Origin of the sequence: Amycolatopsis sp. MtRt-6 (genome assembly GCF_017308975.1) — a bacterium.
In the GTDB taxonomy this organism is placed as follows: domain Bacteria; phylum Actinomycetota; class Actinomycetes; order Mycobacteriales; family Pseudonocardiaceae; genus Amycolatopsis.
Genome location: NZ_JADWPD010000028.1, coordinates 143281 through 157072, shown reverse-complemented (window position 1 = coordinate 157072; position 13792 = coordinate 143281). Strand labels below are relative to the sequence as shown.

Here is a 13792-nt window from a genome sequence, read left to right as displayed (position 1 = left end):
GGCGCCGCCTTCGCGGGCGGAAAGCGACTCCTGGCACGGGTCGGTCAAGGCCCACCAGCGCTGCGTCTCGGGGTCGGCGGCGATGCGCGCCTGATCGGCGTCGTGGTCTTCGCCGACGTATTCGTAGTAGCCGAAGAGCAGGTCGTCGTGCAGGAAGATGGTGAAGTTGCGGATGTTGGCCTCCCGCAGCTTCGCCTCCACCCCGGGCCAGACCGCGGCGTGCAGCCGCAGGTACTCCTCGCGCCGCTCCGGGCGCAGGCGGATCAGCATGCCGTAGCGCTGGGCCATCGAACTCCTTCTCTGGGGAAACCTCTGGGGGAACGCGGAACCGTGGTCATCGCTCGAGGCGGGCGAGGTCGCCGGACGCGGGGCGGCGGGCCAGCCACGCTTCGGTGATGTGGTCGAACATCGCCTTCGCCGCGCCCTCCGGGTCGCCGGCCGCGATCCGCTCGTAGATCCGGCGGTGTCCCTTGTTCGAGGCCACGCACAGGGCACGCTCGCTGGGGCCGACGTACCGCGCGGTGTTCACCACCTGGTTCTCCAGCGCGCGCACGACGCCGCGGGCGAGGCGGTTGCCCGAGACCTGCATGATCGTGTCGTGGAACGCGAGGTCCTGCTCGCGGTAGGCCACCGGGTCGTCGACGAGCTCGTCCATGAGGTCCACCAGCTCGCGCAGCCGCTCGACGACGTCGGGGCCGGCGGTGCGGGCGGCGACCATGGCCATGTCCGATTCGAGCAGCCGGCGCGTCACCACCAGGTCGTCCAGGACGGCCGACGTCTCGTCCTCGGCGATCACCGCCGCCAGCACGAGCTCGTCGAGCATGTTCCACAGCGACGACGGGTTCACCACCGTGCCCGCACCCTGCCGGACCTGGACCAGGCCCTTCGCCTGCAGTAGCTTTACGGCCTCGCGGACCACCGTGCGGCTCACCGAGAAGCTCTCGCACAGCGCCGGCTCCGAGGGCAGCGACGTCCCGGGCGGGTGGACGCCGCGCACGATCCGGTCCACGAGTTCGGCGGTGACCGCGCTCCCCAGGTTCGCCGGGCGGCGCACCCAGTCAGGGGCGGCGGGTTGCCGGTCTGATGCCGTCATCGTTCCTCCGGTCGTACCGGCGCCGACCTGCGTCGAACGCACGGGAGAAGTTTACACAGTTGCAGCGTTGACGTCATACGTCATACGAGTTACGTTTCTGCGCACTGTGCCGGGCCACTCCCCGTCCGGCCACCGTCTGGAGAAGTGAGCAGCGATGAAGCAGCGCACACTAATCTCGGCCGTACTGGCGACGGCGTTGGCGTTGACCGCCGGGTGCGGAAGCGCCGCCGGCCCGGCCACCCCGTCCGGCGACGCGAGCGGCAAGCTCGTGGTCTGGGACTGGAAGTCCGGCGACGCCAAGGCCGCCGGCTACGTGGCGAAGGCCAAGGCCGAGTTCGCCAAGCAACACCCCGGCGTCACGGTCGAGTTCGTGGCCCAGCCCTATGACCAGTACTACACCCTGCTGGGCGCGGCGATCCAGGCCAAGCGCGGACCGGACGTCATGCTCTTCAACGGCGGCGGCCAGATCCGCGACCGGGTCGCCGACCTCGAGCCGCTGGACTCCTACGTCGCCGACGACCGGTCGCGGCTCAGCGGCTGGGACGCGTTCAGCAAGGACGGGAAGGTCTACGCCGAGCCGGTCACCCTGCAGGGCCACCCCCTCTACTACGACAAGGGGCTCTACGAGAAGGCCGGGCTGAACCCCGGCGCCCCGCCCCGCACGTGGGACGAGTTCGTCCGCGACTGCGGCACCATCTCGGCCAAGACCGGCGCGAAGTGCTTCGCGCTGGGCAACAAGGAAGGCGCCGGCATCCAGTTCTGGCTCTCGGCACTGGGGTCGGCGAGCCTGACGCCGCAGGAGTACACCGACTGGATCGCCGGCAAGCGCACCTGGACCTCGCCGGACGTCAAGCGGATCTTCGAGCTCTGGAAGCAGGTCAACGACGCCGGGCTCAACACCGAAGGCCCCAACTCCACCGCGATGTTCAACGACGCGTTCGCGCTCTTCCAGTCCGGCAAGGCCGCGAACGTAATCGGCCTGATGTCCGACGTCGGGCACTGGAAGGACTTCGCCGAGTTCCTCGGCGCGGACAAGGTCGGCGTGATGACCGCGCCGCGCGTCAACCCGGCCGCCACGCCGAGCCTCCCGTACGACGGCGGAATCGGCTACGCGGTGGCGAAGGGGACGAAGGACCCCAAGCTGGCCGCGGACCTGGTCCGGGCGCTGAGCTCGACCGACGCCCTGAAGTCCTTCTACGCCGACAGCGGCGCGATCGCCGCGGACACGTCGATCGACGTCTCGGCGGGCGGTCCGGCCGTGGCGACGATCGTCTCGGAGGTCAAGAACGGCAAGCCCGCCCTGCACGTCGCGCTGTCCTCGAAGACGCTCGACCTCATGGGCCGGCTCTCGCAGCAGCTGCTGAGCGGGTCGATCGGGGTCGACGAGGTGCTGCAGCAGCTGGCCGCGTCGGACCGGGGCTGACGCCGTGACCGGGTACTCTCCCGCCCCGGTGGACCGGGCCCCGGCCCGGCCCGCCGGGGGCCCCGCGCCGGTCCGGCGCGCCCCGCGGGGAACGCGGCTCGAGCGCTTCGCACCGCTCGTCTTCGTCGCCCCGGCCGTGCTGGTCGTCGTCCTGCTGCGGCTGTGGCCGCTGCTGCTCGGCGTCAACTTCTCCTTCACCGGGGACGGCGTCCGCAACGGCATGGCGGTCGGCTTCGACAACTACGTGACATTGTTCGGCGATCCGCTGTTCCGCACCGCGCTGCGCAACGTCGGGCTGCTCGTGCTCCTGCTCCCGGTCGCGGTCGCCATCCCCGGCCTGCTCGCCACCTTCATCCACCTGAAGGTGCCGGGCCACCGGGTCTACCGCGGCGTCTACTTCTTCCCGGCCGTGCTCTCCCCGGTGATCGTCGGGGCGATCTTCAACCTGCTGCTGGCCTTCGACGGGCCGGTGAACGCCCTGCTGGGCCTGGTGGGCCTCGGCCCGGTGGACTGGCTCGGCGATCCCGACGTGGCGATCTTCGCCGTCGTCGGGGTGCACGTCTGGGCGACGTTCGGCATGGCGCTGGTCGTCTTCCTCGCCGGTTTCTCCACTTTGGACTCCTCGCTGCTGGACGCGGCCAAAGTGGACGGTGCGTCGCTGCCGCAGACCATCCGGCACGTGATCGTCCCCGGCCTGTCCCGCACCATCCAGTTCGTCTTCGTCACCACCATGATCGGGATGCTGACCTCGATGTTCGGCCTGCTGTACGTGATGACCAGCGGCGGCCCGGCCGGCTCGACCTACCTGCCCGAGTACTACGTCTGGTTCCAGCAGGGGCACCTGAACCAGCCCGCGCTCGCCTCCGCGGCGTCGACGGTGCTGTTCCTGATCATGCTCGTGGTCGGCATGGCCCAGATCGGCATCCTGCGCCGCGCGGGAAAGGAGGACTGATGCCGGGTTCCCGGCTGACGAAGTGGCTCGCCGCCGTCCCGATGGCCGCACTGGCCCTGGCGACGATCTACCCCCTGGTGTTCACCGCGAACGTCGCCATGAAGGACCGCCGCGAATACACCCTCGACCGGTTCGCCCCGGCCGGCGCGCTGCGCTGGGACAACGTCGCCAGGGCGTGGACCAGCGTGGGGATGTCGCGGTACTTCCTCAACTCGGTCGTCGTCGTGGTGTGCTCGGTGGCGGTGCTGCTGCTGCTCGGGTCGATGGCCGGCTTCGCGCTCGGCCGACTGCGCTTCCGCGGGTCGTCCGTGGTGTTCCTGGGCATCCTCGCCGCGCTGTTCGTGCCGTTCCAGGTGATCATGGTCCCGCTCGCGCGGATCATGGCGGGCACCGGGCTCATCGACACCTACCCCGGGCTGGTGCTCGCCTACGTGGCGCAGTTCCTCCCGTTCACGGTCTTCCTGATGACCAGCTTCTACGCGGCCGTGCCGCCGGAGATCGTCGACGCCGCCCGCGTCGACGGCACCACCCTCTACGGCGTCTACTGGCGGATCATGCTGCCGCTGGGTGCCCCGGCGCTGTTGTCGGTCGGGGTGCTCAACGCCCTCTTCTGCTGGAACGACGTCCTCATTTCGCTGCTGCTGATGCCGTCCGCCGAGCACCGCACACTGATGGTCGGGGTGACCGCGCTGCGCGGGCAGTACTCCGCCGACATCCCCACGTTCGCCGCGGGGGTGCTGATCGCCGCGGTGCCGGTGCTGCTCGTCTACCTGTTCCTGCAACGCCAGATCGCCGACGGGGTCACCGCCGGGTCGACGAAGGGATGAAATGCGCATCACTGGTTTCCGGGCCCTCACGACCGTCCAGGACTGGGGCCGCCCGGTCGGCGACGCCAACGGCGTCCACGCCGGCGGTGTCGTCCGGATGCCGATCGTCGTCGTCGAGACCGACGAAGGCGTCACCGGCGTCGGGCTCGGGTCACACGTGCAGGCGGAGACCGTCTTCGCCGCGATCGAGGGCGAAGACCCGCGCGGCGTGACGGCGCTCTACGACCGCATGCTGCGCCGGACGTTCAAGGCGGGGCACGCCGGCGCGGTGTTCGGCACCATCGGCGCGTTCGACACGGCGTTGTGGGACATCAAGGCGAAGCTGGCCGGCGAACCGCTCTGGCGGCTGCTCGGCGGCCGGGACCGCCGCGTGCCCGCGTACGCCTCGGGCCTCGACATCGCGCTGGACGACGACGAGCTGGCCGAGCTGTACCGGACGTACGCCGGTCACGGGCTGCGCGCGGCGAAGCTCAAGGGCGGCCTGGACGTCGACCGCGACCGGCGCCGCCTGACGCTGGTCCGCGACGTCCTCGTCGAAGCCGGCGGCGGCACCCGTCCGGGCCTGATGCTCGACGTCAACGAGAACTGGACGCGCAAGCAGGCCGTCCGGCACGTCGGCGAGCTCGAACGGACCCTCGACCTGACCTGGATCGAGGAACCGGTGCGGCGCTGGGACGTCGAGGGGCACGCGACCGTCGGCCGCGGCGTCCGCGCCTCGGTAGCCACCGGGGAGAACCTGACCGGGCTGGAACAGCACCGGCCGCTGATCACGGCCGGGGCGGTCGACGTCGTCCAGACGGCCGCGGGCTGGGGCGTCACCCACTTCCTGCGGGTTGCCGCCTTCGCCCACGCCCACGACCTGCCGGTCAGCCCGATCGGCACCACCCCGGTGGGACTGGCGCACGCGGCGACGGCGGTGCCCAACCACCTGGTGACCGAGCTGCAGGACCTCCACCCCCCGGTCGGCATCTCCCTGGAGCACGAAATAGGCGACGGCGCGTTCATCCTCGGCGACGGCCCCGGCCTGGGGGTGTGCCTCGACGAGGCGGCCATCGCGGCGGCCGGGCACCGGCTGCCCGACCCGGCATCGGACGGTTCCCACATCCGGCCCGACCGCGCCGGTTACCACCTGCTCCCGGCCTTGGGAGCCTGAGCGGGTTTCGCTGGGACCTCCCCGTCGGGCAGCCGCTACGCGGAGGTGACCGACGGGGAGGCCCGCGCGGTGGTCGACGTGGCGTGGGAGGTGGGGATCCGGCTCTTCGTCACCGCGCCGCACGACGGGCCGGGTCGCGCCGAGCGCCGGCGGGCTGTTCACCAAGGTCGGCCGGCTGCTGGTCCCGGACCCGGCCGGCCCGGCGACGAGGGGTTCGTGGTCCCGGCGACCCGACGCCGGGAGTGGGACGGCGTCCGGCACCTCGGCCGGGTGGACGGTCTGGGAGGAGGTGAACCAGTGGCGGCTGCCCGTCCGGTTCGTCCGCGGTCCGATGTGGACATCGCTATTGCTCGCGGGCCGCCACACGCTGCTGGAGCAGCCGGCGGAGCTGCTCCAGCTGTGTGCCCGGTGTCGAGGTGGTTGCCGCCGGGATGTTCAACTCCGGGCTGCCGGCCGGCCAGGACGTGCCGGACGGCGCCACCCACCACGGAACCACCCTCCCGGCGGTGACGGCGGCGGTCGTCGGAGCCCGCACGCAGACGGAGATCCGGGCGGCCGCGGCGGCTCTGGCCACGCCCCTGCCCCGGCGAGTTGTGGGCGGAAGGCCTGCTCGACGCCGACGCCGACGCCCCAGAGCCTGTGCCGAAGTCGTGTCGAGCTGGTGTGCTCGTGGGTGTGGGCCCGTAGCCGTGGGGCTGCGGGCCTTTTCCCGTGTTCATGCTGTGAATGGGAGTGGTTCGTGGAGGTTGTTGCGCCTTGGTTTGCGGCGTCGGTCGATGAATACCGGTGGCAGGAACTCCGGCAGGCCGTCGGTGGCGATGCGGACTTCCCAGCCGGAGCGGTGCAGGAGCCGGTGGTGGTGGGCGCACATCAGCACCAGGTTGGTGAGATCTGTGGGGCCGCCGTCTGCCCAGTGCCGGATGTGGTGACCTTGACAGTGCCGGGGTGGCCGATGACAGCCCGGGAACGCGCAGCCTCGGTCGCGGAGGAAGAGGGCGCGGCGGAGTCCGGCGGAGATGAGGCGGCGGAGGCGGCCGAGGTTGAGGGGTTCGCTTTTGTCGCCGAGGACTGCGGGGATGATCATGGCGTCGCAGGCGTGCACCCGCGCTTCGGCGGCGGTCATGGCGCCGGTGTCGCCGAGGGTGGCCTTGCCGACGCCGGATTTCAGGTCTTCCAATGACACGGCGACCATGAGGTGGGCGCGTTCTCCGGCCTGCATCGGCAACTCCGGAGAATTCAGAGCCAGGTCGACGGCATCGGAGAAGGCATCCCCGTAACGCTGCGGGGTGGTGCGAAAGTCGGGACCCTCGTCGCCGGTGCGGCGCTCGGCCAGGGCATCCAGCAACGCGTGGGCGCGGGTGCCTGTCTCATCGTCGAACCGGCCGCTCAGTTCCCAGATGCCGGTTCTTTTGCGGCGCAGGAACAGCTCCCGGGTCGGGGCGGCGGGTTCGGTGTCGTCGGGGGCGGGCCCGTCGGGGACGAGGTGGGCGAGGATGCGGGCGCCGAGGGCGGCGACCTGCTTGTGCCCGGCCTCCTCGGCGAAAGCCAGCAGGTTGGCCTCGGCACTCACGCCATGCTCGGGCGGGACCTGGGTCAGGACGTTGGTGATCACGTCGATCATCGGGTTGCTCAACCGCCCGGCGCGGGCGGCAGCGCCGGTGGCGGGCGCGAGTGCGGGGATGGGGCTGCCGTCGAGGTTGCGGCCGGGGTTGAGCAGGCGGGCGCGTTTGATCAGCCGTTCCGTAGCCGGCTTCGGCATATCGGCCAGATGCTCCAGCAGGCGGGCGGCGGAGCGGTAGCCGAACAGCTCCATCACCCCCCGCTGCTCGATTTCCACCAGCACCGCACCAAGTTCGGCCTCAGCGGACCGCATCGACGCGACTAGCTCACTGAGGCGGTCGGCGAGAGCCACCGCCTCGGAGGAGAGAGCCGCGTCGTTGGTCATGTCTCCAAGTTACCGGCGATCGAACACAGGGTCATCACTCGATACGGTGGGAACAAAAGGTAAAGCCGCTGTCCGCACCCGAGAACACCGAAAACCACGCCACGGCGAAGCCGTGCTTGAAACCCAGCCACCTCTTCTCGCCGCCCGAGGTTCTACCGGTCCATAGTGGACGGTCGTGGCCGAGACGGCTCCGCGGCGCCCGGCTCGGCGGCGGGACGCACGCGGAAGACCTGGCGGACCAAGCCGATCCCCCAGACGAGCGTCAACGCGATCACCGTGGGGTTCTTCAGGAACAGCAGGACGGCGAGGTAAGTCTGCCGGGCGGGCTCGGGTAGCAGCGTCGCCAGGACGTGTTCGGCCAGGACTTCGAAGACGAGGACGGCCGCGCCGAGGAACGCGCTCTGCCACAGCAGGCTGCGCCAGTGCTTGCGCGCGAACGCCCGGCCCGCGCTCCAGCGGAGGGTCAGTCCGCGCATTGCGAGGCGCCAGAGCAGGACCACCAGGACGATCCGGGCGGCCAGGACGACGACCTCGGAGGCGAGGGCGGCGCCGTGGGGGATCTGCCCAGTCCAGTTGACCACGAACAACCGCTGGATCGAGGCGATCGACGACAGGCCCACGATGGGCCGCCAGTTGCCGGCGTAGCAGCGCCAGGTCCAGCTCGGCACTTCCAGTGCTCGCCTCAGGTCGCCGTTCCACGAAGCGGTGGGCGCGAGCCTGGGCGTGACGGCGGTGGACCAGCGCGCCCTCGCGATGATCGCGGCCGCCGGTTCGATGTCGGCGGGGGACCTGGCCAAGCAGATCGGCCTCACCCCGGGCGCGGTGACGGGGCTGGTCGACCGGCTCGAGCGCGCGGGGCTCGCCCACCGCGCACCGGACCCGGCCGACCGCCGCCGGCTCGTGATCACGGCCGTGCCCGGAGCGTTCGGAAAGGTCTTCGCCGGCCTCGACGCGGCCATGGCCGAGCTGAGCGGCCGCTACACCCCGGCCGAGCAGGCGGTGATCGCGGACTGGGTGACGCGCACGATCGACGTCTTGCGTGCGCAGACCCGGTTGCTCACGAAGCGGTGATGCCGTCCGCCCGGGTGCGCTACCGTTGCCGGGTCCGCAGACACCGGGGGGAATCATGCGTCGACTGGTCGTCTCCGCCGCTTGCGCCGTGCTGCTGGCCGGCGGCACCGGTACCGCCGCCGCGGAACCGGACTCGCGGCAAACCGCGTTGGACGTCGCCGTGCAGGCCGGGAACGTCGGGATGATCGCCGTCGCGGCGGATCCGGGTGGGCGGTGGCGGGGGCGGGCCGGGGTCGCCGACGTCGTCACCGGGGCGAAACCCGATACCGGTGGGCGGTTCCGCATCGGCAGCGTGTCCAAGACGTTCACCGCGACGCTCGTGCTCAAGCTCGCCGCGAAGGGCAGGCTGCGGCTGGACGACCCGATCGCGAAGTACCTGCCCGGCCTGCTGCCGTACCCGGAGCCGATCACCGTGCGGCAGCTGCTGCAGCACACCAGTGGCGTGCCCCGGGACCTGGCGCCGCAGTACACCTGGACCACCGCCGAGGAAGTGGACACCGAACGCTTCGTGCACTTCGGCGAAGTCGAGGCGATCCACGGCAGCACCGTGCAGCCGCTGCTGTTCCCGCCGGGCACGAGCTGGGCGTACTCCAACACCGGCTACAACGTGCTGGCCCTGCTGGTGGAGAAGCTCACCGGCCGGGAGTTCGAGCAGGTGCTCGCCGACTGGATCACCGGGCCGCTGCGCTTGGCGGACACCTTCCTGCCGCGGGACTTCCCGTGGGTCCCGCGCCCGGCCCTCCGCGGGTACGAGCAGCTCTACCCGGCGCCGCGGGGGCTGACGGACGTCACCGTCTACAACTTCAGCCGCTACTTCGGCGCGGGCAACATCATTTCGAGCGCGGCAGACCTGAACCGCTTCTTCCACGCGCTGGTCGGCGGCGAGCTGTTGCCGGCCGACGTGCTGGCGCAGATGAAGACCACGGTGCCGTGGCCGGGCGAGGGCGGGCTGGTCGGCTACGGGCTCGGGCTGATGCGCATTTCCCTGTCCGGGATCTGCGGTCCCGGCGCCCCCGATGTCTGGGGCCACGGCGGAGACGTGCCCGGGTACAACACGTGGAGCATGAGCGACGCGGCCGGCACGCGGGGGATCACGGTCGCGTCGAGCCCCGACCTGACGGCCTCGCCCGCCGCGGCGTCCCGCCGGATCCTGGCGATGGTCACGGAGTTCTGTACGCCGGACCTGCCGGCGGCCCCGGAACGCGCCGCGCGGATCCAGGCCGCGCTGCGTTGACGCGGGTTGCGCCGACCCCCGCCCGCGCCGGGCGGCCGGGCTCGTGCCGCAGCCCCGAGCCGGCGTGGGTCGACAGCGTGGCCCGCGGCGCCGCCCGGCTTCGGTCGCGATACTCGGCGAACAGGCCGGCCGGTGCCGGTACCGGCTTTCGAGGTCGGGCCGGACGGTGACCGCGGCCCGGTGAACATCCCGCCGGCGGCGGCGGCCGGGCCCCGTCGTGCGACGATCGGCGGGGAACCCGGACCGGAGGAAGACCCTTGCCCCTCGTGCACGCTCTGTGGTCTCCGGGCCGCGGCCTGGTTCTCTGGGCGGAGCACGACCGGCGCCCGGTGGGCACGTCGAGCCGCTCGACGCGGATCGCGCTCTCGCACCCGTTCGCCGTCTCCAGCTCGGACCTGACCGCTCTGCATCCCGGCAAGCCCACCTCGGTGACCTTGCTGCTGCCGTCGCGGGCGAACCGGCCGCTCGCCGCCACCGAGCTGCAGGCAGGCGGCAAGCCACGTGGCCCGGCGCCGTCGCTGCGGGCGTGGTCCGTGCCCGCGTTGGTCGTGGACGCGGCCGAGCTGGACGACCTCGACTGCTCCGCCTCCTACGGCGCTTCGGTCACCCACCTGCAGGCCGTTGCCCGCCTGGCCGGGGATCTGGTGCGCCGCGGTCGGGTACTGCCGACGCTGCTCCGGCGGGGCGACGCGGCGGAGGCCCGGTGGCGCCCGGTGCTGCAGGGCGTGGACTTCGTCGCGTTCGACGCGCTGGTGGCGGCCATGCCGCCGGTCGGGCGGGCCGAACAGATCGCGCCGCTCATCGGGGCCTCGCCGCGGGCGCTCGGCACCGATGCCCTGCACACCCTGGTCGACGCCGCGGTCCGGGACCGGCTGGCGCGGGCCGAGCCGCCCGTCGACCTGCGTGGGGGCCAGGGCGCGGCCGGGGTGTGGCTGGCCGCTCTGCAGGGCGGCGATCCCCGCGTCGACCTGCCACTGGACGAACTCCGCGTCCTGGCTGAGGCCGTCGCGAAGTGGGACGAGGTCGCCGACACCGACGTCGTCGACGGCCGGGCCTGCTTCCGGCTGGCCGAGGTCCGCACCCTGCGGCAGCCGGACGCGGACGATCCCGACGACCAGACCGGCGACGGCACCAAGTGGCAGCTGCAGTTCCTCCTGCGTGCCACGGCCGATCCGAGCCTGCTGCTGTCGGCCGGGCAGATCTGGTCCGGCGAGGCGAACGGCCTGGTCCGGGACCCGCGGGGACTGCTCGTCGCCGAACTGGGCCGGGCCGCGCTGGTGGAACCGGTGCTGGCGCCGGCCCTGCGCCGGACGCAGCCGTCCGAGTACGACCTGACCGTCGAAGAAGCCGAACGCTTCCTCACCTCGGGGGCGAACCGGCTGATCGAGGCCGGGTTCGAAGTGCAGCTCCCGGCCACCTGGGACGGCCGGCGCCGGCTCGGGCTGCGGCTGTCCGTCCGCAGCACGCCGGCCGAGCAGGTCGTCGCCTGCACCCGGGTCGGCCGCGACGAGCTCGCCGCGTTCCGCTGGTCGATCGCGGTGGGCGACGACGAGATCGGCGAAGAAGAGCTGGGCAGGCTCGTCGCGGCGAAGACACCGCTGGTGCGGCTGCGGGGGCGGTGGATCAGCGTCGACGCCGACCGGCTCCGCGCCGGTCTCGAGTTCCTGCGCCGGGACCCGGCCCGGCAGAACCGCCGCCCCACCGCGGCCGAGCTGCTGGAAACAGTCCACTTGGGACTGGAGACGCCGCTGCCGGTCGTCGACGTCCGCGCCGACGGCTGGGTCGGGGACGTCCTGGCCGGGCGGGTCCGGCAGACGCTGCGGCCGGTCGAGCTGCCGCCGTCGTTCCAGGCCACGCTGCGCCCCTACCAGCAGCGGGGCGTGGCCTGGCTCGCGTTCATGTCGGCGCTGGGACTCGGCGCCTGCCTGGCCGACGACATGGGCCTCGGCAAGACCGTCCAGACGCTGGCGCTCGAAGCGCTCGAGCGGGCGGACGGCGAGCGCCGTCCGACGCTGGTGCTGTGCCCGATGTCGCTGGTCGGCATGTGGCAGCGGGAGGCGGCGAACTTCGCCCCGGGCCTGCGGGTCCACGCCCACCACGGCAGTGCGCGCGGGCACGGGGACGCGCTCGCCGCGCAGGTGGCCGCGGCCGACCTCGTCGTCACGACCTACGCCACCGCCGCCCGCGACGCCGGCGAGCTCGAGACGTTCGACTGGCGACGCCTGGTGCTCGACGAAGCGCACGCCATCAAGAACGCCGACACCGCGACGGCCAAGGCGGTGCGCCGGTTCCCGGCCGGGCACCGGCTCGCGCTCACCGGCACGCCGGTGGAAAACCGGCTGGCGGACCTGTGGTCGGTGCTGGACCTGCTCAACCCCGGGCTGCTCGGCAGCAGGTTCGAGTTCCGGCAACGGTTCGCCGTCCCGATCGAGCGCCGGGGCGACACCGCCGCGGCCGCCGCGCTGCGCCGGCGCACCCAGCCGTACCTGCTGCGCCGGGTGAAGACCGATCCCGCGATCGTCCCCGAGCTGCCCGAAAAGATCGAGATCCGGCAGGAGTACCGGCTCACCCGCGAACAGGGCACGCTGTACCGCGCGATCGTCGAGGAGATGATGAAGAAGATCGAGGACAGCCAAGGCATCAAGCGCCGCGGCAACGTCCTCGCCGCGATCACGAAGCTCAAGCAGGTCTGCAACCACCCCGCGCACCTGCTGCACGACGGTTCCCCGATCGGCGACCGCTCCGGCAAGGTCACCCGCCTCGAAGAGGTCCTGGCGGAAATCCTCGCCTCGGGAGACCGGGTGCTGTGCTTCACGCAGTACACCGAATTCGGCCACCTGCTCGTGCCCCACCTGGCGGACCGGCTCGGCACCGAAGTCGGATTCCTGCACGGTGGCCTGGCCAAGGGGGCGCGCGACGCGATCGTGGACCGCTTCCAGTCCGGCGCCGGGCCGCGGATCTTGTTGCTCTCGCTCAAAGCCGGCGGCTCCGGGCTCACGCTGACCGCGGCCGGCCAGGTGCTGCACCTGGACCGCTGGTGGAACCCGGCCGTGGAGAACCAGGCCACCGACCGGGCGTTCCGGATCGGGCAGGGCCGCACCGTCCAGGTGCGGAAGTTCCTTTGCCCGGGCACCATCGAAGACCGCATCGACACCCTCATCACCAAGAAACGCGCGCTCGCGGGAATGGTGGTGGGCGAAGGCGAATCCTGGCTCACCGAACTGTCCACCGACGCGCTGCGCGAGGTGCTCACCCTGGGGGAGGACGCGATCGATGACTGAGCCACTCCCGTGGTGGGCGACCCGGTTCGTCCGCGCGTTGACGTCGATCGGCGTCCCGCTGCCGGCGAAGGGCCAGGGGCGCGTCGCGTCCTTGACGGTCGGTGCCGGGCGGGTCGACGCCGAGGTGCGCGACGGCCGGCCGCACCAGGTGCGGATCGGCCTGGCGGCGTTCGGGAAAGCGGACTGGGCGGCGATCACCCACGCCCTCGCCGCGAAGGCGTCGCTCACCGTCCAGCTGCTGGGCGGCGAGCTGCCCCGCGACGTCGAACAGGTCTGCCAAACGGTCCGGCTGCCCTTGTTCCCGTCGGCGGCCCGCGAGGTTTCGCTGGACTGCACCTGCCCGGCCGCCGAAGTGCCCTGTGGCCACCTGAACGCCGTGTTCTCCGCGCTCGTGGCGCGGGTCGCGGAGGATCCGTTCACCGTCCTCGCGCTGCGCGGCCGGAACCGGGAGGCGCTGCTCGAGGAACTGAAGCACCGGCTGATCTCCGCCGAGCCACTCCACCCCGGCGACGGGTCCCCGGCCCTGACCGACGTCATGGCCACGTTCTTCGCCGGTGGTCCGGCCCCGGGCCTCGGTGGTGCGGCGCCATTGCACGCGCCGCGGACGGCGTCCGACGTGCTCCTGGACCAGGCGCCGCCGTTCGCGATCACGGTGGGTGGCGAAGTCGTCGCCGATCTGCTCCGGCCGGCCTACCGGGCCCTCACCGGTTAGCAGGGCGGGCCCTCACCCACCTGTGGGAGGTGCCGTAACGACGTGGCGACGCGGCGCGACTTGCCCCCCGGCACGGCCATTCGGCCCAGGAGGGGAGGCGT

13 protein-coding genes are annotated in these 13792 nt (G+C 72.1%); 8 read left to right on the top strand and 5 right to left on the bottom strand.

Features of this window, described 5'->3' with window-relative positions:
- Both I4Q55_RS36495 and I4Q55_RS36490 read right to left on the bottom strand, forming a co-directional pair.
- Nucleotides 1-288, bottom strand: a 288-nt coding sequence (locus tag I4Q55_RS36495) for an L-rhamnose mutarotase (protein WP_206794603.1), incomplete at its 3' end; no start/stop codon positions are given.
- A 46-nt stretch (nucleotides 289-334) separates the two neighbouring features.
- Nucleotides 335-1093, bottom strand: coding sequence for a FadR/GntR family transcriptional regulator (locus I4Q55_RS36490; protein ID WP_206794216.1), 759 nt, complete (start codon nucleotides 1091-1093; stop codon nucleotides 335-337).
- A 154-nt stretch (nucleotides 1094-1247) separates the two neighbouring features.
- On the opposite strand from I4Q55_RS36490, the gene I4Q55_RS36485 reads away from it, so the two are divergent.
- Genes I4Q55_RS36485 through I4Q55_RS36470 form a run of 4 tightly spaced genes read left to right on the top strand, consistent with a single transcriptional unit; the run spans nucleotide 1248 to nucleotide 5448 of the window.
- Nucleotides 1248-2516, top strand: coding sequence for an ABC transporter substrate-binding protein (locus I4Q55_RS36485; RefSeq protein ID WP_206794218.1), 1269 nt, complete (start codon nucleotides 1248-1250; stop codon nucleotides 2514-2516).
- Nucleotides 2517-2520: 4 nt separating this feature from the next.
- Nucleotides 2521-3468, top strand: coding sequence for a sugar ABC transporter permease (locus I4Q55_RS36480; RefSeq protein ID WP_307793397.1), 948 nt, complete (start codon nucleotides 2521-2523; stop codon nucleotides 3466-3468).
- The gene (locus I4Q55_RS36475; protein WP_206794220.1) at nucleotides 3468-4295 is read left to right on the top strand and encodes a carbohydrate ABC transporter permease; all 828 of its coding nucleotides are present in this window, start codon (nucleotides 3468-3470) and stop codon (nucleotides 4293-4295) included. Before I4Q55_RS36480 ends, I4Q55_RS36475 begins: the two co-directional genes overlap by 1 nt.
- A 1-nt stretch (nucleotide 4296) precedes the next feature.
- Nucleotides 4297-5448 carry a mandelate racemase/muconate lactonizing enzyme family protein gene (locus I4Q55_RS36470; protein WP_206794222.1) on the top strand — a complete coding sequence of 384 codons (1152 nt, stop codon included), beginning with the start codon at nucleotides 4297-4299 and terminating at the stop codon, nucleotides 5446-5448.
- 343 nt (nucleotides 5449-5791) lie between these two features.
- On the opposite strand, the gene I4Q55_RS36465 is transcribed toward I4Q55_RS36470, so the two are convergent.
- The 3 genes from I4Q55_RS36465 to I4Q55_RS36455 all read right to left on the bottom strand — a co-directional run bounded on the left by I4Q55_RS36465 (nucleotide 5792) and on the right by I4Q55_RS36455 (nucleotide 8061).
- Nucleotides 5792-6022, bottom strand: a complete 231-nt coding sequence (locus I4Q55_RS36465) for a hypothetical protein (RefSeq protein WP_206794224.1) — start codon at nucleotides 6020-6022, stop codon at nucleotides 5792-5794.
- Between the two features lie 141 nt (nucleotides 6023-6163).
- Nucleotides 6164-7393 carry an HNH endonuclease signature motif containing protein gene (locus I4Q55_RS36460; RefSeq protein ID WP_206794226.1) on the bottom strand — a complete coding sequence of 410 codons (1230 nt, stop codon included), beginning with the start codon at nucleotides 7391-7393 and terminating at the stop codon, nucleotides 6164-6166.
- 152 nt (nucleotides 7394-7545) lie between these two features.
- The gene (locus tag I4Q55_RS36455; RefSeq protein ID WP_307793398.1) at nucleotides 7546-8061 is read right to left on the bottom strand and encodes a hypothetical protein; all 516 of its coding nucleotides are present in this window, start codon (nucleotides 8059-8061) and stop codon (nucleotides 7546-7548) included.
- Between the two features lie 37 nt (nucleotides 8062-8098).
- On the opposite strand from I4Q55_RS36455, the gene I4Q55_RS36450 reads away from it, so the two are divergent.
- From I4Q55_RS36450 to I4Q55_RS36435, 4 genes are all read left to right on the top strand, one after another.
- Nucleotides 8099-8464, top strand: coding sequence for a MarR family transcriptional regulator (locus I4Q55_RS36450; RefSeq protein WP_307793399.1), 366 nt, complete (start codon nucleotides 8099-8101; stop codon nucleotides 8462-8464).
- Between the two features lie 55 nt (nucleotides 8465-8519).
- Nucleotides 8520-9698, top strand: coding sequence for a serine hydrolase (locus I4Q55_RS36445; protein ID WP_206794230.1), 1179 nt, complete (start codon nucleotides 8520-8522; stop codon nucleotides 9696-9698).
- A gap of 257 nt (nucleotides 9699-9955) precedes the next feature.
- On the top strand, nucleotides 9956-12979 hold the full coding sequence (locus tag I4Q55_RS36440; RefSeq protein WP_206794232.1) for a DEAD/DEAH box helicase: 3024 nt from the start codon (nucleotides 9956-9958) through the stop codon (nucleotides 12977-12979).
- Nucleotides 12972-13691, top strand: a complete 720-nt coding sequence (locus tag I4Q55_RS36435) for a hypothetical protein (RefSeq protein ID WP_206794234.1) — start codon at nucleotides 12972-12974, stop codon at nucleotides 13689-13691. The genes I4Q55_RS36440 and I4Q55_RS36435 overlap by 8 nt, the downstream gene beginning before the upstream one ends.
- Nucleotides 13692-13792: the final 101 nt, after the last annotated feature.

Excerpts from the sequence above, each read along its gene's own strand:
- I4Q55_RS36490 (WP_206794216.1), bottom strand. The coding sequence starts at position 1,093 with ATGACGGCATCAGACCGGCAACCCGCCGCCCCTGACTGGGTGCGCCGC.
- I4Q55_RS36485 (WP_206794218.1), top strand. The coding sequence starts at position 1,248 with ATGAAGCAGCGCACACTAATCTCGGCCGTACTGGCGACGGCGTTGGCG.
- I4Q55_RS36475 (WP_206794220.1), top strand. The coding sequence starts at position 3,468 with ATGCCGGGTTCCCGGCTGACGAAGTGGCTCGCCGCCGTCCCGATGGCC.
- I4Q55_RS36470 (WP_206794222.1), top strand. The coding sequence starts at position 4,297 with ATGCGCATCACTGGTTTCCGGGCCCTCACGACCGTCCAGGACTGGGGC.
- I4Q55_RS36460 (WP_206794226.1), bottom strand. The coding sequence starts at position 7,393 with ATGACCAACGACGCGGCTCTCTCCTCCGAGGCGGTGGCTCTCGCCGAC.
- I4Q55_RS36445 (WP_206794230.1), top strand. The coding sequence starts at position 8,520 with ATGCGTCGACTGGTCGTCTCCGCCGCTTGCGCCGTGCTGCTGGCCGGC.
- I4Q55_RS36435 (WP_206794234.1), top strand. The coding sequence starts at position 12,972 with ATGACTGAGCCACTCCCGTGGTGGGCGACCCGGTTCGTCCGCGCGTTG.